Source organism: Pararhodobacter aggregans (assembly GCF_003075525.1).
GTDB classification, from domain to species: Bacteria; Pseudomonadota; Alphaproteobacteria; order Rhodobacterales; family Rhodobacteraceae; genus Pararhodobacter; species Pararhodobacter aggregans.
In genome coordinates this window covers 68,335-87,082 of sequence record NZ_QDDR01000002.1, presented here as the reverse complement: position 1 = coordinate 87,082, position 18,748 = coordinate 68,335, and the positions used below count along the sequence as shown (strand labels likewise).

Below are 18,748 nucleotides of genomic sequence, written 5' to 3'. Positions count from 1 at the left end.
CGGGGCGCGCTTGCCGCCCGCCCCTCCCACCCCCGCAGTCGCGGGCAAGGAAAAACCCCCGATGGCGGTGCCACCGGGGGTTCTGTCGTTCCGGGACGGGTCCGGGACCGGATCAGCCGCGGCGGGTGCCCAGCGCGTTCCAGGCGCCGCTGACGATCAGCGCGGCGGCAACGGCCTTGACCACATCGCCCGGCAGGAAGGGCAGCGCACCGGCGTTGATGGCGCCGGTCAGGTCCAGGGGCGTGACGGCGGTCAGCCAGGCCAGGCCCGGGACATAGAGCGCGGCCGACACGGCCAGCGCGGCCAGCGCGGTGCCGACCAGGCCGCGGGCAACGCCCCGCTCGGCCAGCAGGCCGGCGGCCCAGGCCATCGCCACGAAGCCCAGCAGGAAGCCGCCGGTCGGGCCCATCAGATAGGCCGCGCCCGCGCCGCCACCGGCGAAGACCGGCAGACCCGCCGCGCCTTCGAGCAGATAGGCCACGACCGCGGCGGCGCCGAGGCGCGAACCGGCGGTGAAGCCGACCATCAGGATGGCGAGGGTTTGCAGGGTCATCGGCACGGGCAGCATGGGCACGCTGACCTGGGCACCCACCGCGATCAGGGCCGAGCCGCCCAGCACGATGAGGGCTTTCTTGACAAGCGAGGACGTCCCGAGAGACGCCTGAAGAAGGGTTTGCTGGGCCACGAGTATCTCCCTGATCGTAGGTCCGAGTTGTAGCGTTTATCCAGCGCCCGGCGCAGGCGGTCAAGCGTCCGTGCGGCTGCGCAGCGAAATTCGCGCCCCGGACTTTGCAAACTGGCGCCTTTGCAAAGGGCCGGAATTTACAACGCGCGGGCGCCGCGAAACCCCGGACCGTGCCACCGCGGCCCAACGCCGCCTTGCCTTGCACCCGGCCCGATGGCATGAGCCAGCCATGACCGAGAGCCCCCGCACCCCCGAATCACCCGCACCCCGACTCGCCCTCATCACCGGCGCCTCGCGCGGCCTTGGCGCTGCGCTGGCCGAGGCTCTGGGCGGCTCCGGCTGGCATGTCATCGCGCTGGCGCGCACCACCGGCGCGCTGGAGGAACTGGACGACCGCATCCAGGCCAAGGGCGGCAGCGCCACGCTGGTGCCCGTGGACATCACCAATGACGATGCGATGCGCCAGATCTGCCTGTCGATCCACCAGCGTTGGGGCAAGGTCGACCTCTGGGCCCATCCGGCGGTGCATGTGCCGCCGCTGGCCCCCGCCGGGCATATCGCCGCCAAGGATTGGGACAAGACGCTGGCCACCACGCTGCGCGCCACCGGCACGCTGATCCCGATGATCGAGCCGCTGCTGCGGGCCAGCGCTCAGGGCACCGCGCTGTTCTTCGATGACGCCGCCTGGCATGAGGGCGAGGGCACCAGCAAATTCTTCGGCGCCTATGGCGCGGCCAAGGCCGGGCAGATCGCGCTGGCCCGTGCCTGGCAAGCGGAGAACGCGGCGCTGGGCCCTGCCCGCGCGCCGCGCGTCCTGATCGACACGCCCGCGCCGATGCCGACCGCCACGCGCGGCCGCTTCTTCCCGGGCGAGGATGCCACTCAACTGACGCCCTGCGCCGATGAGGCCAAGCGTCTGCTCGGCCTCATCGGCTGAGGGGCTCAGCGCAGCTCGGTCACATAGAGCCGGGTGTTGCGCACGCGCGAACGGTTGTAGGTCGCGATCCAGATATCGTACTGGCCCGAGCGCGGGCTGCCGAAGCGGATCGCCGGGTCCAGCCCGTCGGTGTCGTCGTTGCAATACCAGTTGCCGCTCGGATCGTTGATCAGCAGGATCGTGTCACCCGGGGCGCGGACGTAGAAGGTCAGCGGCCAGGTGCTGGCCTGATAATGCACGCGGAAATCGGGCGCGTTGGCGACCCAGCCGCCGCCCGGGCAGCCGTTGACCGGGTTGAAATGCACGTCGCCCCCGGCCCGGCCCTGCAGCCATTGCGGGTCCGGCGTGAAGCCCGCCACCAGGTTGAACGACCCGTAAGACGGCCGGAGGTTGTAGTTCTGCGCCTCGGCCTGACGGGTGCCGACGGCGGCGAGCGAGGACACGGCCAGGGCCGCGGCAAAGGCGAGTTTGATAAATTTACGCATCGTAGTCTCCATGGGTATCTCAAATCCGCGACCGGGAAACTTTGGGCTGGGCAGCGAAGAATAATTGCCTGGCATCACCTCCCGGATCAGGCGGAATGCTGCGCGAAAATCCGCCAACTGTCCAGTTTCATTCCATTTGTTCAGGCCTTTGTTAGGGATTGAAACAATCCGCTGACACCAGGCCCCTGCCCCGCGGCGCCATGGCCCCTTGCCCGCGCCAGACACCCGGGTAAGCTGCCTGCCCGTGTCCTGCCCGAGGCGCCGATGATCCTGTCCTCTCCGACGTTCCGCTGGCTCCTGCGCCTCGGCTTCGCGCTGGCGCTGATCGGCACGCTCTATTTCGGCATCCGGGTGGCGATGGGCGCCTTCTACTGGTCGGACCCCGCCCATCAGGACCAGGCGATCGAGGGCTGGATGCCGCTGGGCTATGTCGGCCGCTCGTGGAACGTCCCGCGCGAGGTGATGGTCGAGATCGCGGGCATCCCGCCCGAGGGCCGCCCGCGCCGCAGCCTCGACATGATCGCCCGGGACGAGAACATTCCCCTGCCCGTCCTGCTCGAACGGATCCGCGCGGGGATCGCCCAATGGCGTGAGCGGACGCATGACTGACTGGATGCTGGCCCAGGTCGCCGATTGGGGGCCGCTGGCGCTGGCCATCGTCACCTTTCTGTCCTGCCTGGCGATCCCGGTCCCCTCGTCGATGATGATGCTGACCGCCGGGGCCTTCGCCGCCTCGGGCGATCTGGCGCTGGCCCCGGCGGCGGCGGCGGCGCTGGCGGGGGCGGTGCTGGGCGATCAGGCGGGTTATCAGCTGGGGCGGCTGGGCTTCCGGCAGGCCGAGGGCTGGCTGCTCAGATCCCGCACCCGGGCCGCGGTGCTGGAGCGTGCCCGGCATTCGGTCCAGAAGGGCGGCGGCGTCGCCGTCTTCCTGTCGCGCTGGCTGTTCAGCGTGCTGGGGCCCTACGTCAACCTCTTGGCGGGGGGCGCGGGCATGACCTGGCTCACCTTCACGGTGATGGGCGTGCTGGGCGAGATGATCTGGGTCGTGGCCTATATCGGCCTTGGCTATCTGGCGGGCGGCCAGATCGCCCAGGCGAGCGAGATCCTGGGCAATGCGCTGGGTCTGCTGGCCTCGCTGGCGCTGACGCTTGGGCTGGGGTGGATGCTGTGGAGACGCACCCACCGCCACTCGGCGCCCTAGCCTTCGTCGCGCTCGGCCAGTTCCAGCCATTCCTCCTCGGCCGCGGCAAGCGCCGCCTGACGCTGGCCCAGCATCTCGGTCGCCTTGGCGGCCTTGACCGGCTCGCGGGTGTAGAGGTCGGCATCCGACAGCAGCTCGGACAGCTTGCCGATCTCGGCCTCAAGCCTCGCAATCTCGGCCGGCAACGACGCGAGGCGCTTCTTCTCGGTGAAGGTCAGCGTCGCGGCCTTGATCGCCGCCTTGGCCGCGGCCTTGGAACCCGGTTTCGGCACTTCCGCCTTCACCGTCGCCGGGCGCTCGGGCTCCTCGGACAGCGCCTTCTGCGCCCGGTAATCCGACCAGCCCCCGGCATAGGCGGTGATCCTGCCCTGCCCTTCGAAAGCCAGCGTGGTCGTCGCCACCCGGTCGATGAAGTCGCGGTCGTGGCTGACCAGCAGCACGGTCCCCGGGTAATCGCCGAGCAGGTCCTGCAGCAGATCCAGCGTTTCCACGTCCAGATCGTTGGTCGGTTCGTCCAGCACCAGCAGGTTGGACTCGCGCGCCATGATCCGCGCCAGCAACAGCCGCGCCCGTTCCCCGCCCGACAAGCTGCGCACCGGCGCCCGGGCCTGCTGTTCGTCGAAGAGGAAATCCTTGAGATAGGCGACCACATGCTTCGGCACGCCCCGCACCATGACCTGATCGGCCTGCCCGCTGACCCGCATCAGGGGATCGCCGGTCAGGTTCTCCCACAACGTCGCCTCGGGGTCGAGCCGGGCGCGGGTCTGGTCAAAAACCGCCATCTCCAGATTGGTGCCCAGCCGGATCGTGCCGCTGTCGGGCTGAATCTCGCCGGTCAGCAGCTTCAGGAGCGTGGTCTTGCCGGCGCCGTTCGGCCCGACCAGCGCCACGCGGTCGCCGCGCAGCACCTTGAGGGTGAAATCCCTGACCACCGGCACGCCTTCGAAGGATTTCGAAATCCCGACCGCCTCGGCCACCAGCTTGCCCGATTGCTGCCCGGCCTCCAGCGCCATCGCCGCCGTGCCCTGCCGCCGGATCTGCGAGGAGCGCTCGTCGCGCAGCGCCTCAAGCGCGCGGACCCGGCCCTGGTTGCGCTTGCGCCGGGCGCTGATGCCCTCGACCGCCCATTTCGCCTCGTGCTTGATCTTGCGGTCCAGCTTGTGGCGGGCCTCGTCCTCCTCGGCCCAGATCCGGTCGCGCCAATCCTCGAAGGCGGCAAAGCTCTGGTCCAGACGGCGCACCTGCCCCCGGTCGACCCAGAGCATCGCCCGGCTCAGCGCATTCAGGAAGGCCCGGTCGTGGCTGATCATCACGAAGGCCGCGCGCGTCTCGCGCAGGCGCTCCTCCAGCCAGCCGATCGCCTGGATGTCGAGGTGGTTGGTCGGCTCGTCCAGCAGCATCAGCTCGGGCGCCTCGGCCAGCAGTTTCGCCAGCGCCGCGCGCCGCCGCTCGCCGCCGCTCGCCGTCTCGACGGCAACGGACGGATCGAACCCCAGCCCCTCGGCCGCGATCTCCACCCGGTAGCCCTCGGACGGGTCGAGCCGCGACAAGGCGTAATCACCCAGCGTGGCGAAGCCCTTGAAATCGGGCTCCTGCTCCATGTAGCCGACACTCGTGCCCGGGGTCAGCACGCGGCCGCCCTGATCGGCATCGACCAGCCCCGCCATGATCTTCATCAGCGTCGATTTGCCCGAGCCGTTGCGGCCGACCAGCGCCAGCCGGTCGCCCGGCTGGATGACCAGATCGAGCCCGTCAAAGAGCGGGTTTCCACCATAGGTGAGCGAAATGCCGGAAAGCTGGAGAAGGGGTGCGGGGGCCATGCGGGCGGGCTATCCCGGCGGTTTGATGCGGTCAAGGGTTCACGCATCACGGGTCTTGAAACAGCGCCCGGCTGCCCCATGTAAATACCATTAACATATGGAGCTGCAATGAACCTGATCCTGAACGTGCTGTGGATTGTGCTGGGCGGCGCCTGGATGGCGGCGGGCTGGCTGCTGGCGGCGCTGCTCATGGCGCTGAGCATCGTCGGCCTGCCCTGGGCGCGCTCGGCGGTGGTGATGGCGGGCTACACGCTGCTGCCCTTCGGCATGCGCGCGGCCGACCGGGCCGAGGTCACCGGCCCCGATATCGGCACCGGCACGCTGGGAACGCTGGGCAACCTGCTGTGGCTGGTGCTGGCCGGCTGGTGGCTGGCGCTGGGGCATCTGATGGCGGCGGTGCTGAACGCGGTGACGATCATCGGCCTGCCTTTCGCCTGGGCCCATCTGAAACTCGCGGGCTTCGCCCTCTGGCCGGTAGGGCGGACGCTGGTCCCGCGCTGAGGCGCGCTCTCCGCCCCCTGCGCGGTACGGCCGGAAGGCCGCGCCGCGCGCTGCCATCAAGAGCCCCGACAGATCCGGGCCAGCGAGCGGAGGTAATTCTCCAGATCGTTGAGCATGGCGGCGCTGTCGCTCAGGCGCTCGACATTCCCCTCGGCCCGGCCGCGGTTGATCCCGTGGCAGAGCGCCGCCGCCAGCTGGAACCGGCGCTGCGCCTCGCCCAGATCGCGGCCGACGCGGGACAATCGGTCCTGCACCACCTCCACCTCTTCGCAGGCGGTGGTTCTGGCCGAACGCTCCTCCAGCCGGGCCAGAACACCCCGCCGCGTGACCCAGCCGAGGCCCGCATAAAGCGTCACCTCGATCTCAGCAAGGCGGCTGTCGACCAGGCGATAGGCGGTCAGCCCGGCGCGGAAATGATCTTCGCAGGGATCGGCGGCGACGGCGGGATGGGTCAGGAGCAGGAGGGCGATGAGAAAGCGCATGATCTTTCGGGGGCGGGCAAGTCCGACCCCATCCTGCGCCCCACGGGTTAAGGAATCGTGCCGCCGCCCTGCCCGTTCCCGCGTACCCGCCCCTGCGTCGAGGGGGGCAGGCCGGGCCGGAAACGGCCGACGCCCCGTCCGCTGCCGCTTACCGCTGAATCTCGGCCTCGACCGCGCTCAGTGCGGCGCTCCGCAGCGAGCCATTGAAATCGTGGGAGGCACCTCGGACCAGCATCATTCCCGCCGGAACACCGCGCGCCTGCAGCGCGGCCACGTAATCCTGCGACAGGGCCGGGGCGGTGTTGGAATCATTGGCCCCGACGACAGCGATCACCCGGGTCGACCGCGACACGCGCGAGGCGAACTGGCTGGGGGATTCACTGTTCTGCCAGGCGCTGCGCCCGCGCATGCTCCGCCAGCGGCCGATGTCACAGGGGCACGAGACCAACACCGCGCTGTCCACCAGCTGGGGAAACCGCCCGATGATCGCGCCGACTTGCGCCGCGCCCCCCGAATGCCCCACCACGATCACCCGCCGCGCGCCGGTCGCCCGTTGCAGGGCCCGGATGCTCTCGGCCACCAGATCGTTGTTGGTCCGCGTGTAATGGTCGCGCCGGTTGTTGTTGCTGCCCGCGCTTTGCAGGCCCCGACCGCCGGAATACCCCGGCCGGATCAGCGCCACGGCGGTGACATCGCTGTGGCGCCGCGCGATATCCTCGGCGAAACCCCGGTGGTAGGTGGCATCGCGGCCATTGGACAGATCGCCGTGCAGCACGACGACCAGCGCCCGTTGTCCCGAGCCGAAGATCGAGCCCGCCAGAGGGCCGGGAATTTGTGCGGAGGCGAGCGAGGCGAAGGCCAGGGTGACGACGGCGGCGAGCAGAAATGCCAGTCTTTGTGAGGCAATGCGCATGATGAACTCCTTGAATACGACACGGTGATACAGGTTCAGGCTGCCGGATATGGCCCCTTGGCACAACCTTTTCCGGTCCAGACCGCGGAGCGCGGCCCGGTTTGCAGCCCTTCCGGCGGTGTCGCCGAGGGGTTGTCAGCCGGTATCATCGCGGCAATCGGGGTGCGGCGGCGTTGCGAGCGGGGGTAGAGATCGGCCGTTGCGCAATGCCCGGGTCGTCCCCGACCTTTGCAACCGCCCGACGGAAGGGCGCCTTGTAGGGTGGGGTTTCACCCCACCCTCGCGGAGCGGCTGGACTATACGCGGCGGCGCGTCAGGCAGGCACCGGCCCGTGGGATGGTGCCGCGACGGTTGGTCGGGGCGGTTTGTCGGGCAAGGCCTTCGGACGATTGTTCGGAGTATGGGGGGAACAAGGCGCCAGCCTGCCGGGGCGGCTCGGCGCATGCCTGACGCCTCCGGCTGGCTTTCGGGCTGGGGGGTGGGTGTAGGCTGCGCATTCATTGCGCACCGACCGCAATGGCCAAAGGTGCGCAATGAAAGCGCACCCTACGGCTTGCCACTCTTCATGGTCGTCTGGCCCGCTCTTTGGGCCGAGCTCTACCATCGGATGGAAGAGTCATCGGGGGGGCAGAGTACAATTGTCGCTCAAGGCGCCGACCGCTTAGGTCAAATGCGACTCAGACAAATCCTGAAGAGAGACATCAAGAGAATTCCCAGTAATGGAGTATATACCGGTCACTTCACGCGCCCCTGAATAATATCATACTGTAGTTATCACACCTTTCACTCACCCAGGACACACCATTCACTGCGCCGCTCGACGAAAGTATTTGATAGCCGTTCCGAAGGTCTGCGGTCAATATTGCTTGGACGAACTCATTCTCGGTCGCGACAGTCGCGTTCGGTGCGAGAAGAGCCGCGTTACTCCGAGCATCAAGGAATTCCTGAACATCGGGAACTTCGCCCGAAAAGAATACCGCAAACTGCATCGGTCGGGACTGCACCATGACGGAAAACGTATCAAGGGTCTCGTCTAAGCCGTAGCCAGAAAGTTCTACCGGCAAGCCGCATCCAGTAATCTCGCCGGGATAATGCTCTATGGCCGTGCGAATATCTGCTACCAATTGGCTTCGGATCGCTCGTCCGCTAATTGTGTCGTGATGGCTCCGTATTTCTCTACCTTGAAGGATCATCGAGCGAACAACAATGTTCGGCAAGAAATGATAGGCACTGGATATCCGCTCTTCATCTCTCAACGCAAAAAACAAATAAGCGGAACCGCCTGCAAGCGCCGCTACCAAACAGGCAACAGCCACTCTACTGACCGCCCCTACAGAGACCACAAGCACCTCTGAACTCCAATCAGGTCGCGATGGATGGCTAATCCCAAGATGAACCAATAATGGATTTCCCGTCCAGCATAGCCGGCGCAGGGAGCATCCTGGATCGAAAGTCACACGGCATGATGGTTCACTGTGTCAAATTGTAGGACCAACGGCACAATCACTTCGCATTCATGTTGGGTGGGTTGAGGGACGTGCGGCCGGTTCCGACGATGAGTGCCAGAGCGTGTTCTTCTCGTCCATCGCCCGCACCCCGATCATGTCGGCTGTCGCGCGACCGCCCCTCACACATCCACATCCTCAACAAACCGCGCGTTCTCGCTGATGTACTGAAACCGCAGTTCCGGCTTCTTGCCCATCAGCCGCTCGACCAGATCGCCCGTCTCGCCCGGGATGTCCTCGTCGATGGACACCCGGATCAGCTTGCGGGACGACACGTCCATCGTCGTCTCCTTCAGGTCCTTGGCGTCCATCTCGCCCAGGCCCTTGAAGCGCGACACGTCGATCTTTCCCTTGCCGCCCAGACCCTTGGCCAGCCACAGCTCCTTCTCGGCCTCGTCGAGGCAATAGACGCGCTTGGCCCCCTGGGTCAGTCGGAAGAGGGGCGGACAGGCCAGATAGAGATGCCCGTGGTCGATCATCGGCCGCATCTGGGTGAAGAAGAAGGTCATCAGCAGGGACGCGATATGCGCGCCGTCGACATCGGCGTCGGTCATGATGATGACCTTGTCATAGCGCAGGTCGTCGACGCGGAACTTCGAGCCCATCTGCACGCCCAGAGCCTGGCAGAGGTCGTTGATCTCCTGGTTCTGGCCCAGCTTGCCCGAGGCCGCGCCCAGCACGTTCAGGATCTTGCCGCGCAAGGGCAGCAGGGCCTGGGTGCGGCGGTCGCGGGCCATCTTGGCCGAGCCCCCGGCCGAGTCACCCTCGACGATGAACAGCTCCGTCCCCTCGCGGTTGGTGGCCGAGCAATCGACGAGCTTGCCGGGCAGGCGCAGCTTCTTGGTGGCGGTCTTGCGCTGGGTCTCTTTCTCCTGGCGGCGGCGCAGGCGTTCCTCGGCCCTGAGAACGAGGAAATCGAGGATCGCGCCCGCCGCCTTGGGATCACCCGCCAGCCAGTTGTCGAAATGGTCGCGCACCGCGCCCTCGACCAGCCGCGCGGCTTCGGTCGTGGCCAGCCGGTCCTTGGTCTGGCCGACGAATTCCGGCTCGCGGATGAAGCACGAGACCAGCGCGCAGCCCCCCGTCAGCATGTCGTCGCGGGTGATCTGCTCGGCCTTGCGGTTCTTGGTCAGCTCGCCATAGGCGCGGACGCCCTTGAGGATCGCCGCCCAGAACCCCGCCTCATGCGTGCCGCCCTCGGGCGTTGGCACGGTGTTGCAATAGCTCTGCACGAAGCCGTCGCGCATCGGCGTCCAGTTGATCGCCCATTCGACCGAGCCGGGGACGCCGAACTTCTCCTGGAAATGGACCTTCCCGGCGAAGGGCTTGTCGGCATAGGTCGAATCCTTGCCCAGCTGTTCGTTCAGGTAATCGGCGAGGCCCCCGGGGAAGTGGAACACGGCCTCCTGCGGGGTGTCGCCGTCGGGGATGGCCGATTTCCAGCGGATCTCGACGCCCGAGAAGAGATAGGCTTTCGAGCGCACCATCTTGAAGACCCGCGCCGGGCGGAAGCGGTGGCTGCCGAAGATCTGTTCGTCGGCGTGGAAGGTGGTCGTCGTGCCCCGCCGGTTCGGGGCGGCGCCGAGTTCCACGACCGGGCCTAGCGGGATACCGCGCGAGAAGCGCTGCTCGACCAGTTTGCGGTCGCGGGCGACCTGCACGACCATCGAGTCGCTGAGCGCGTTCACCACCGAGGCGCCGACCCCGTGCAACCCGCCCGAGGTCTCGTAGGCCTTGCCCGAGAACTTGCCGCCCGCGTGCAGCGTGCAGAGGATCACCTCCAGCGCCGACTTGCCCGGAAACTTCGGGTGCGGATCGAAAGGCATGCCGCGGCCGTTGTCGCGGATCGTGACCGAGTAATCGGCCAGGATCTCGACCTCGATGCGGTTGGCGTGCCCGGCGACGGCCTCGTCCATCGAATTGTCGAGGATCTCGGCGACGAGATGGTGCAGCGCCCGTTCATCGGTGCCGCCGATATACATGCCGGGGCGTTTGCGGACGGGTTCCAGCCCTTCGAGCACCTCGATGGAGGAGGCGTCATAGGTTTCGGGCTGGCCGGCGAGGAAATCGGTCATGCTGCTCTGCGACTCTGGGTTCGTGATTGGCCCCCAATAGACCACCGGGGCGGGTCAGGCGCAAGGATTGGGGGGTGACCGAGGCACGGATCGCCAGATAGCGTGGCGGGAATGCACGGCAGGGCGGCCGGGGGACCGGCGGGCAACGGATGTTCAGGACAGCGTGGGGGTCCCGTGGGACGCGGGAAGGGATAGGTGCGGTGGGGTGAAATCCCACCCTACAGGGGCCGTGGAAGGGGGCAGGCCCCCTCCTCTCACGCCGGTTCGGCGTTGCGTTCGGCCATCATCTGCTGAAAGGCCGGGCGGGCCTGGCAGCGGGTGATCCAGTCGCGGACCTTCGGACAGGCGGCCAGCGCCGGGGCATGGGGCTGCACGTAGCGCACGCATTCGGCCATCAGGATATCGGCGACGGTGAAACGCCCGCCCATCAGCCAGTCCGTCCCCTGAAGATGCGCCTCGATCCGGCCCAGCGGACGGGCCAGCGCGGCGGTCTTCTCGGCGAGCTTGGCCTGACCCTCGGGCGTCTGTTGCCCCTTGTTGGCATAGGTATAGAGGATATCGAGCGCCGGACCCTCGATCCCGGTGATGGCGGCAAAGCCCCATTGCATCGCCTCGCCCTCCTCCGCCAGCGTCGCGGGGGCCAGCGGCCCGCCGAATTTGCGCGCGAGGTAAAGCGGAATCGCCATGGATTCAGTCAGCACCAGATCGCCGTCCACCATGACCGGGATCTGGCTGGCCGGGTTGAGAGCCAGGAAATCGGCCGAGGCGGTGTGGAAGGGCGCATCGGCCGCCCCGGGATCGGACAGGCGATAGGCCTGGATCACCGGCACATGGCGGAACTCGACCCCCATCTCGCGCAGCAGCCAGAAGGGCCGCGTGGCCCGCGATCTGAGAACGCCGTAAAGGGTAATCATGTCCTGCTCCCTGCCCCCGTTGTGCCGCCACTCTAGCGGGCCGGATCGGGCAGGCAAGGGGCTGTGGCCAGGGGCGGTTCCACAGGGCCCGGCGCGGGAAGCCGCCCGCGACAGCGTGGGCCCGCCCTGCCCCGCTTACCCCTGAACCGATCCGAACACCTCATCCCCCCGGCGCCAGAGGGACCACAGGTCGGCGATGCTGGCGTCGCCCTCGCCCCCCTTCAGGACCAGCACATCGGTCCCGATCAGCGCCGCTACCCGCCAGGCGTCAAGCGCGGCGATGCGGGCCGCGGGGGCGGCGCCCAGCATTTCCTCGATGGTGGCGGCGGCGAGGCTGAAGGGCAAGGCCAGCGCCAGCGCCGGCAGCTCGGGCCGGTCGACGGCAAGACGCGCGGCAAGCTCGATGGCCACCGCGCGCGCCTCTGCTGCCTCGACCAGAAGCCGCGTCATCACGGTCTCGGTCAAGGTGTCGATTGCTTCCGCATCCCACACCGCCGGGGATCCCAGGTCAGACAGCCCCCAAGCTTGGGGCTGCCCCCCGTCATAGCGCAACGCGACCGGCACGGATACGCCCGCCGCCCAGGCTCAAGCGGTTTTGTCCGGGGCGCCCGGCTCGACCGGCTGCCTGTCGCGCACGCCGCGCGCCGGACCGTCGGCGGTGAAGCTGGCCCAGCCCGAGGCATCGCGCGGCTCGGGCAGGGTCTCGGGCTTCTCGCGCATGTGGATATGCACCTTGGCGATGAACAGCGCGGTGATCGGCGAGGTGATGACCAGGAAAAGGGTGATGAGCAGCTCGTGCATCGACACCCGGCCCTCGGCGGCGAAGATGTAGATCATCGAGGCGATCAGCACGCCCCCCACCCCCAGCGTGGTGGCCTTGGTCGGCGCGTGCAGCCGGGTCATCGGGTCGGGCAGTTTCAGCAACCCGAACGAGCCGACGAGGCCGAAGAGCCCCCCCACGACCAGGAAGAAGGTGACGGCGATCTCGGCCCAGAGCGGCAGGTCAGCGATTGGCATGGATCCGGGTCCTCACTCGATGATGTCGCCGCGCAACAGGAAGCGGCAATAGCTGACGGTGGAGACGAAGCCGACGAGGGCGAAGAGCATCGCCACTTCGAAGAAGATCGGCGAGCCGAGGGCGAAGCCCAGCAGGATCAGGAGCGCGATGGCGTTCACCGTCATCGTGTCCAGCGCCAGGATCCGGTCCGAGATGCGCGGCCCGCGGACCACGCGCCACAGGTTCAGCAGCAGGCCCAGCGCGAAGCTGCCGATGCAGAAGATCAGGGCATAGGTGATCATTCGAAGATCTCCTTCAGGCGGCGTTCATAGCGCGACTTGATCTCGTCGCGGATCGCGTCGGGGTCGGGCGCATGCAGCGCATGGACCAGAATGGCCCGCCCATCGGCCGAGAGGTCGCAGGACACGGTCCCCGGCGTCAGGGTGATGGTGCTGGCGAGTGCGGTGATCGCCTCGGGCGAGCGCACGTCGAGCGGCACGCAGATCCAGGCCGGGCGGATGTCGCGGGCCGGTTTGAAGACCACGATCAGCGCCACGTCGATATTGGCCTTCACGATGTCGTAGAGCACGACGAAGGTGTATTCGATGGCCCTGAGCGGGCTGCGCAGGCGCGGCATGTCGGGCCAATAGGCCCGGGTCAGCATCGGGATCACCAGGCCCAGGATCACCGCGAAGACGATCGAGTTCAGCTTCAGCGAATTGACCAGCAGAAGCCAGGTCGCCACCAGCGTCAGCGACAGAAGCGGATGGGGCAGAAAGCGCGACAGCATGTCAGTGTCCCTCCGAAGTGGCGGGGGCGTCGCTGTGCGCGGGCGCCCCGTGGTCGGCGCCGTGCAGATCGTCGGCGCGGGCTTCCTCGGCCGCGAGGCGCGCGGCGCGCTCCTCGGGCGTGCCGAGCACGGCGTAGATATAGCCCTGCGGCGCGTAAAGCTGCGCGGCGGTGGCGTTTGTATAGCCGGTCACCGGCCCCGCGGCGACGGTCAGCGCCACGATCAGCGCCAGCAGCCCGCCCAGCGCCGCCATCCCCCAGCCCGAGAGCGTGCCGGGGGCGATCTGGAACTCGTCGCTGGGGGCGGGCGTGTTGTTGTCATGCGGCCGCCAGAAGAGGACCGAGCCCGCCCGGGCAAAGCCCACCACGGCGATGAGCGAGGTGACCAGGATGAAGGCCCAGCCCCAGACCCACCAATCGGCCTGCCGGACCGCCTGCAGCACCATCAGCTTGCCGAGGAAGCCGGAGAGGGGCGGCATCCCCGCCATGGCGATGGCGGCGGCGAAGAAGAAGGCGGCGACGAGGCCCGAGCGCACCAGCGGCGCCTGCGGCACCAGCGCCGAATTGCCCCGCCTTGCGCGGACCTGATCGACGACCAGGAACAGCGCCGCCGTCGCCAGCGTCGAATGGATCAGGTAATAGAGCGCCGCGCCCGTAGCCAGTTCGCTGAAGGTGCCGATGGCCAGAAACAGCGTCCCCATCGAGCCGATGGCCGCGAAGGACACCGTGCGGGCCAGCGTACCGCCGCCCAGCACGCCGATCATGCCGATGGCCAGGGTCACCAGCGCCGCGGGCACCACGACATCGGCGACAAGCCCGCCCATCGGGGCCAGCGTCACCGGGAAGATCAGGGTGAAGACGCGGATCACCGAATAGGCGCCGACCTTGGTCATCACCGCAAACAGCGCCGCGACCGGCGCGGGGGCCAGCGCATAGGTGTTGGGCAGCCAGAAATGCATCGGCAGAAGCGCGCCCTTCAGGACGAAGACCAAGAGCAGCAGGACCGCGGTGACGCGCAAGAGCGCCCCGTCGCCCGCCGGCAGTTCCGCCGCGCGCTCGGCCAGATCCGCCATGTTGAGCGTGCCGAAGACGGCGTAAAGCGTGCCCAGCGCGAACAGAAACAGCGTCGAGCCCGCGAGGTTGTAGATGACGTATTGCACGCCCCCCCTCAGCCGCATCCGCCCGCCGCCATGGGTCATCAGACCATAGGAGGCGATCAGCAAGATCTCGAAGAAGACGAAGAGGTTGAAGATGTCGCCGGTCAGCATGGCGCCGAACAGGCCCATCAGCTGGAACTGGTAAAGCGCGTGGAAATTGCGCCCCCGCTGGTCCCAGTTGGTGGCCACGGCATAGGCCAGCACGACGAGGCCCAGCACGGCGGTCAGCGTGACCATCAGCGCGCTCAGCCGGTCCAGCACCAGCACGATGCCGAAGGGCGCGGGCCAGGAGCCCAGCTCGTAGCTTTCCACATTGCCGCCCGCCGCCGAGACCAGCAGCGCGCCGGTCAGCCCGACCAGCAGCACGGCCGAGGCCAGCGAGGCCACGCGTTGCAGCGTCACGTCATGGCGCATGGCCAGGGTGATGAAGGGGCCCATCAGAGCGGGCAGGATGATCGGGGCGATGATCCAGTGTTGCATGGTCAGGGCCTCAGTTGTCGGCGTCGGGCTGCTCGCCCGGCCGCTCGATGTCGATCTGGTCGGTCCCCGCGTTGAGGTAGGACCCCAGCGCCAGGATGACCGTCAGCGCCGTCATCCCGAACGAGATGACGATGGCGGTCAGCACCAGCGCCTGCGGCAGCGGGTCGGTCATGGTCGGCGCCGCGCCGAGGATCGGCGGCGCACCGGCCACGAGGCGACCCGAGGCGAAGATGAAGACGTTCACCGCATAGGTGAGCATCGACAGGCCCAGGACCACCGGGAAGGTCCGAAGGCGCAGCATCAGATAGACCCCGGATGCGGTCATCGCGCCGATGGCGATGGCGACAAGCGCTTCCATGTCAGGTCTCCTCCGGGTTCTTGGGTTGGCTCTCGGCCCGTGGGTCGACGTCCATGGGCGTCAGGTTGATCCCCTCGCCCGCCCGCACGCCGATCCGGCTGAGGCTGGCCAGCGCCAGCATCACCGCGCCGACCACGGTCAGGAACACGCCCAGATCGAACGAGGCGGCGCTGGCGAGGTGGATGCGGTCCAGGGGCCAGATCTGCACGTAGTCGCTGGTCGAGGTGAGGAAGTTCCACCCCAGGATCACGCTGGCGATGCCGGTGAAGACGGCGATCAGCACGCCCGCCGAGATCAGCCCGTGATAGGCCACCTTCTGCCGCGCCTGGGTCCAGGCAAAGCCCGAGGCCATGTATTGCATGAGCAGCGCGATGGCCACGACCAGACCGGCGATGAAGCCCCCGCCCGGCTCGTTATGGCCGCGCAGGAAGATGTAGACCCCGACGGTCAGGGCGATGGGCAGCGCGAGGCGCGTGGCCACGACCATCATCAGCGGGTGGCGGTCGCGAGCCTGCGCCATCTCGGGCACCCAGTTCTGCAAGCGGCGCGAGGCGGGGCCGTGCAGCATCACCTCGACCAGCGCGTAGATCACGAGGCCGGCGATGCCCAGAACGGCGATCTCGCCCATGGTGTCGAAGCCGCGGAAGTCGACGAGGATCACGTTGACCACGTTGTTGCCGCCGCCCCCGGTATAGGAATTGGCGACGTGGTAATCCGAGATCGTCGGCAGCGACATGTCGCGGGTCAGGATGGCAAAGGCCAGCGCCCCGACCCCGCCGCCCGCGGCCAGCGCGATCACCCCGTCCCTGACGCGACGCGCCGGGCGGGATTCGACCGGGGTCTCTTTCGGCAGGTAGTTCAGCGCCAAGAGCAGCAGGATGACCGTCACCACCTCGACCGTGAGCTGGGTCAGCGCCAGATCGGGGGCCGAGAATTGCACGAAGGTCATCGACACCACGAGCCCGCAGATCGAGATGACGATCAGGGACAGGAAGCGCATCCGGTGCAGCAGCGTGACCCCGGCGACCGCGACCATGAGGATGGCGAAGAACACCAGCTCGACCGGGCCGACCGGCAGCATGGCGCGCGTGCCGGGGGTGAACTCGCCCCCCCAGAAGGCCCAGCCGGCATAGGCCACGATCACCGCCGTCAGGATGCCCAGATAGCGCGAGATCGCCCCGTCATGCAGCGCATCGGTCAGGCTGATTGCGCCCTTGGCCGCGTTGTTGACGACGGCGTCGAAGATCGCCTTGGCCTCGGGGCGCGGCGCGCGGTCCCACAGCGGCGCCAGCCCGCGCTGGAACGACAGCAGCACGATACCCACCGCCACGGCGATACCCGACATGATGAGCGCGGGCGTGACCCCGTGCCAGAGCGCCAGATGCACATGGACATCGGTCCCGGTCACGGCGCTGGCCACGGTATCGACGAAATGGCCCACCGTCTGGTCGGGGAAGAGGCCGATCGCCAGCACCAGCACGCAGAGCACGGCGGGCGAGATCCACAGGCCGAAGCCCGGGTCATGCGGATGGTGGGGGTAATCGTCCCTCACCTTCCCCATGAAGGTGTGGAAGATGAAGCGGAAGGAATAGGCGACCGAGAAGATGGCGCCGATGGTGGCGACCACGCCGAACCAGGTGCCCGCGTCATGCGTGGCCTCCAGCATCATCTCCTTCGACAGGAAGCCGTTGAAGAAGGGGATCCCGGCCATCGACAGCGCGGCGATGGTGCCGATGGTGAAGGTCACCGGCATCAGTTTCCTCAGGCCGCCCAGCAGACGGATGTTGCGGGTATGCGCCTCGTGATCGACGATGCCCGCGGTCATGAAGAGCGCGGCCTTGAAGGTGGCGTGGTTGATGATGTGGAAGACGGCGGCGGCGGCGGCATACTCGGTGCCGAGACCCAGCAGCAGGGTGATGAGCCCCAGATGCGACACGGTCGAGAAGGCCAGAAGCGCCTTCAGATCATCCTTGAAGAGCGCGATCACCGCGCCCAGCACCATGGTAATCAGCCCCGCCCCGCCGACGATCCAGAACCATTCCGGCGTGCCCGACAAGACCGGCCAGAGCCGCGCCATCAGGAAGAGGCCCGCCTTCACCATGGTGGCCGAATGCAGATAGGCCGAGACGGGCGTGGGCGCCGCCATGGCGTGCGGCAGCCAGAAGTGGAACGGGAATTGCGCCGACTTGGTGAAGGCGCCCAGCAGGATCAGCAAGAGCGCCGGCAGGTAGTACTCCGACGACTGGATCAGATCCTTCTGTTCGAGGATCACGTGCAGGTCATAGCTGCCGGCGATCTGGCCGAGGATCAGCATGCCGCCGATCATCGCGAGGCCCCCCATGCCGGTCACGGTCAGCGCCATGCGGGCGCCCTGACGGCCCTCGGGCAGGTGCTTCCAATAGCCGATCAGCAGAAAGGAAGAGAGCGAGGTCAGCTCCCAGAAGATGAGCAGAAGCAGGATGTTGTCGGACAGGACAATCCCCACCATCGCGCCCTGGAACAAGAGCAGATAGGTGTAGAAATTCCCCATCGGGTCAGTCTTCGACAGGTAGAACCGCGCGTACAGGATAATCAGCAGGCCGATGCCCAGGATCATCGTCGCGAACAGGAACCCCAGCCCGTCGAGCATGAAATTCACGTTGAGGCCGAGTTGCGGCAGCCATTCATAGCCTTCGGTCACCACCCCTCCGGCGCCGATGACGGCGGGGGCGTGCAGCATCAGGCCGATGAAGGCAAGGCCCGTGGTGGCGAAGGTCACGCTGGCGCAGGTATTGCGACCCGAGCGGATCAGGAGGCCGGGCAGAAGCGCGCCAAGGAAGGGCAGCGCCGCGATCAGGGCAAGGGACATGTCGGTTCCTTTGTCCGAGGGCGGCCCGCCCGGGATCGGACGGAAGGGCCGGTGTACGAAACGGGCCTCACGGCCCGCGGCCCTAAAATTGAAAATGGGGCCGTGAAGTCAAGCGAAACCGGACGCGGAAATGCCGGATTCGACCGCCGCAACGAAAACGGGCGACCCCTGGGTCGCCCGTCCGAATTTCACTGTGGCAAATCGCCTCAGGCCAGCGCCAGGTTCGAGGCCGATTCCCGACCGTCGCGGCTGGTCTGCAGGTCGAAGGTGACCTTCTGGCCGTCCTTCAGGCTTTGCAGGCCCGAACGCTCGACGGCGCTGATGTGAACGAAAACGTCCTTGGAACCGCCATCGGGCTGGATGAAGCCGTAGCCCTTGGTGGCGTTGAACCATTTCACGGTGCCAGTTGCCATCGTGAACACTCCTGTCGTAGCGCTGCCCACACTATGCGGCAGCCCGGCTCAGTCAAATCGGGATCGAGCGCAGAGTGCCTTTGCGGGCCGAACAGGTCGATAGAGATAACGTCGCGTTGTTTTTCATGCCTGATTCCATGCCCTCGCGCAAGACGCTTGAAGGGCCGGAAATCGCGCTTTTGCTGAGG

The 18,748-nt window shown here is 67.3% G+C and carries 20 protein-coding genes; 4 read left to right on the top strand and 16 right to left on the bottom strand.

Going from position 1 to position 18,748, the window contains the following annotated elements; all coding sequences use genetic code 11:
• Positions 1-112 precede the first annotated feature (112 nt).
• Complete coding sequence (locus tag DDE23_RS04500; RefSeq protein ID WP_107750775.1) at positions 113-685, bottom strand: biotin transporter BioY; 573 nt, start codon at positions 683-685, stop codon at positions 113-115.
• A 229-nt stretch (positions 686-914) separates the two neighbouring features.
• On the opposite strand from DDE23_RS04500, the gene DDE23_RS04495 reads away from it, so the two are divergent.
• Positions 915-1,622 (top strand): SDR family NAD(P)-dependent oxidoreductase, encoded by a 708-nt coding sequence (locus DDE23_RS04495; RefSeq protein WP_107750776.1) that lies wholly within the window; start codon positions 915-917, stop codon positions 1,620-1,622.
• 5 nt (positions 1,623-1,627) lie between these two features.
• On the opposite strand, the gene DDE23_RS04490 is transcribed toward DDE23_RS04495, so the two are convergent.
• Positions 1,628-2,107 (bottom strand): peptidase S1, encoded by a 480-nt coding sequence (locus tag DDE23_RS04490; protein WP_202863210.1) that lies wholly within the window; start codon positions 2,105-2,107, stop codon positions 1,628-1,630.
• A gap of 264 nt (positions 2,108-2,371) precedes the next feature.
• Between DDE23_RS04490 and DDE23_RS04485 the strand changes: the two genes are divergently transcribed.
• Both DDE23_RS04485 and DDE23_RS04480 read left to right on the top strand, forming a co-directional pair.
• A complete protein-coding gene (locus DDE23_RS04485) occupies positions 2,372-2,716 on the top strand; it encodes a hypothetical protein (protein WP_107750777.1) in 345 nt (114 codons plus the stop codon).
• Positions 2,709-3,308, top strand: coding sequence for a DedA family protein (locus tag DDE23_RS04480; RefSeq protein WP_107750778.1), 600 nt, complete (start codon positions 2,709-2,711; stop codon positions 3,306-3,308). Before DDE23_RS04485 ends, DDE23_RS04480 begins: the two co-directional genes overlap by 8 nt.
• Here DDE23_RS04480 and DDE23_RS04475 read toward each other — a convergent pair.
• Positions 3,305-5,128, bottom strand: a complete 1,824-nt coding sequence (locus DDE23_RS04475) for an ABC-F family ATP-binding cassette domain-containing protein (RefSeq protein ID WP_107750779.1) — start codon at positions 5,126-5,128, stop codon at positions 3,305-3,307. The two genes, DDE23_RS04480 and DDE23_RS04475, sit on opposite strands and share 4 nt — an antisense overlap.
• A 108-nt stretch (positions 5,129-5,236) precedes the next feature.
• Here DDE23_RS04475 and DDE23_RS04470 point away from each other — a divergent pair, with 108 nt between their 5' ends.
• Positions 5,237-5,629, top strand: a complete 393-nt coding sequence (locus DDE23_RS04470; RefSeq protein ID WP_107750780.1) for a YccF domain-containing protein — start codon at positions 5,237-5,239, stop codon at positions 5,627-5,629.
• 56 nt (positions 5,630-5,685) lie between these two features.
• Here DDE23_RS04470 and DDE23_RS04465 read toward each other — a convergent pair whose 3' ends face one another.
• The 13 genes from DDE23_RS04465 to DDE23_RS04410 all read right to left on the bottom strand — a co-directional run bounded on the left by DDE23_RS04465 (position 5,686) and on the right by DDE23_RS04410 (position 18,560).
• Entirely contained in the window at positions 5,686-6,111 is a 426-nt protein-coding gene (locus DDE23_RS04465) for a hypothetical protein (protein ID WP_107750781.1), read from the bottom strand.
• A 148-nt stretch (positions 6,112-6,259) separates the two neighbouring features.
• The gene (locus DDE23_RS04460) at positions 6,260-7,024 is read right to left on the bottom strand and encodes an alpha/beta hydrolase family protein (RefSeq protein WP_107750782.1); all 765 of its coding nucleotides are present in this window, start codon (positions 7,022-7,024) and stop codon (positions 6,260-6,262) included.
• Positions 7,025-7,764: 740 nt separating this feature from the next.
• Positions 7,765-8,373 (bottom strand): hypothetical protein, encoded by a 609-nt coding sequence (locus tag DDE23_RS24845; RefSeq protein ID WP_146179594.1) that lies wholly within the window; start codon positions 8,371-8,373, stop codon positions 7,765-7,767.
• Between the two features lie 278 nt (positions 8,374-8,651).
• Complete coding sequence (gene parE, locus DDE23_RS04455) at positions 8,652-10,604, bottom strand: DNA topoisomerase IV subunit B (RefSeq protein ID WP_107750783.1); 1,953 nt, start codon at positions 10,602-10,604, stop codon at positions 8,652-8,654.
• A gap of 254 nt (positions 10,605-10,858) precedes the next feature.
• Positions 10,859-11,518: a glutathione S-transferase family protein gene (locus DDE23_RS04450; protein WP_107750784.1), complete on the bottom strand. Its 660-nt coding sequence runs from the start codon at positions 11,516-11,518 to the stop codon at positions 10,859-10,861.
• Positions 11,519-11,653: 135 nt separating this feature from the next.
• Positions 11,654-11,983, bottom strand: coding sequence for a hypothetical protein (locus tag DDE23_RS04445; RefSeq protein WP_107750785.1), 330 nt, complete (start codon positions 11,981-11,983; stop codon positions 11,654-11,656).
• A 120-nt stretch (positions 11,984-12,103) separates the two neighbouring features.
• Positions 12,104-12,535 carry a Na+/H+ antiporter subunit G gene (locus DDE23_RS04440; RefSeq protein ID WP_107750786.1) on the bottom strand — a complete coding sequence of 144 codons (432 nt, stop codon included), beginning with the start codon at positions 12,533-12,535 and terminating at the stop codon, positions 12,104-12,106.
• A gap of 12 nt (positions 12,536-12,547) precedes the next feature.
• Positions 12,548-12,817 carry a K+/H+ antiporter subunit F gene (locus tag DDE23_RS04435; protein WP_107750787.1) on the bottom strand — a complete coding sequence of 90 codons (270 nt, stop codon included), beginning with the start codon at positions 12,815-12,817 and terminating at the stop codon, positions 12,548-12,550.
• Complete coding sequence (locus DDE23_RS04430) at positions 12,814-13,305, bottom strand: Na+/H+ antiporter subunit E (protein ID WP_107750788.1); 492 nt, start codon at positions 13,303-13,305, stop codon at positions 12,814-12,816. Before DDE23_RS04430 ends, DDE23_RS04435 begins: the two co-directional genes overlap by 4 nt.
• A gap of 1 nt (position 13,306) precedes the next feature.
• Complete coding sequence (locus DDE23_RS04425) at positions 13,307-14,941, bottom strand: monovalent cation/H+ antiporter subunit D (protein ID WP_107750789.1); 1,635 nt, start codon at positions 14,939-14,941, stop codon at positions 13,307-13,309.
• A 10-nt stretch (positions 14,942-14,951) separates the two neighbouring features.
• Entirely contained in the window at positions 14,952-15,299 is a 348-nt protein-coding gene (locus DDE23_RS04420) for a Na+/H+ antiporter subunit C (protein ID WP_107750790.1), read from the bottom strand.
• A gap of 1 nt (position 15,300) precedes the next feature.
• Positions 15,301-18,147 carry a monovalent cation/H+ antiporter subunit A gene (locus tag DDE23_RS04415; protein WP_107750791.1) on the bottom strand — a complete coding sequence of 949 codons (2,847 nt, stop codon included), beginning with the start codon at positions 18,145-18,147 and terminating at the stop codon, positions 15,301-15,303.
• A gap of 206 nt (positions 18,148-18,353) precedes the next feature.
• Entirely contained in the window at positions 18,354-18,560 is a 207-nt protein-coding gene (locus tag DDE23_RS04410; protein ID WP_107750792.1) for a cold-shock protein, read from the bottom strand.
• Positions 18,561-18,748: the final 188 nt, after the last annotated feature.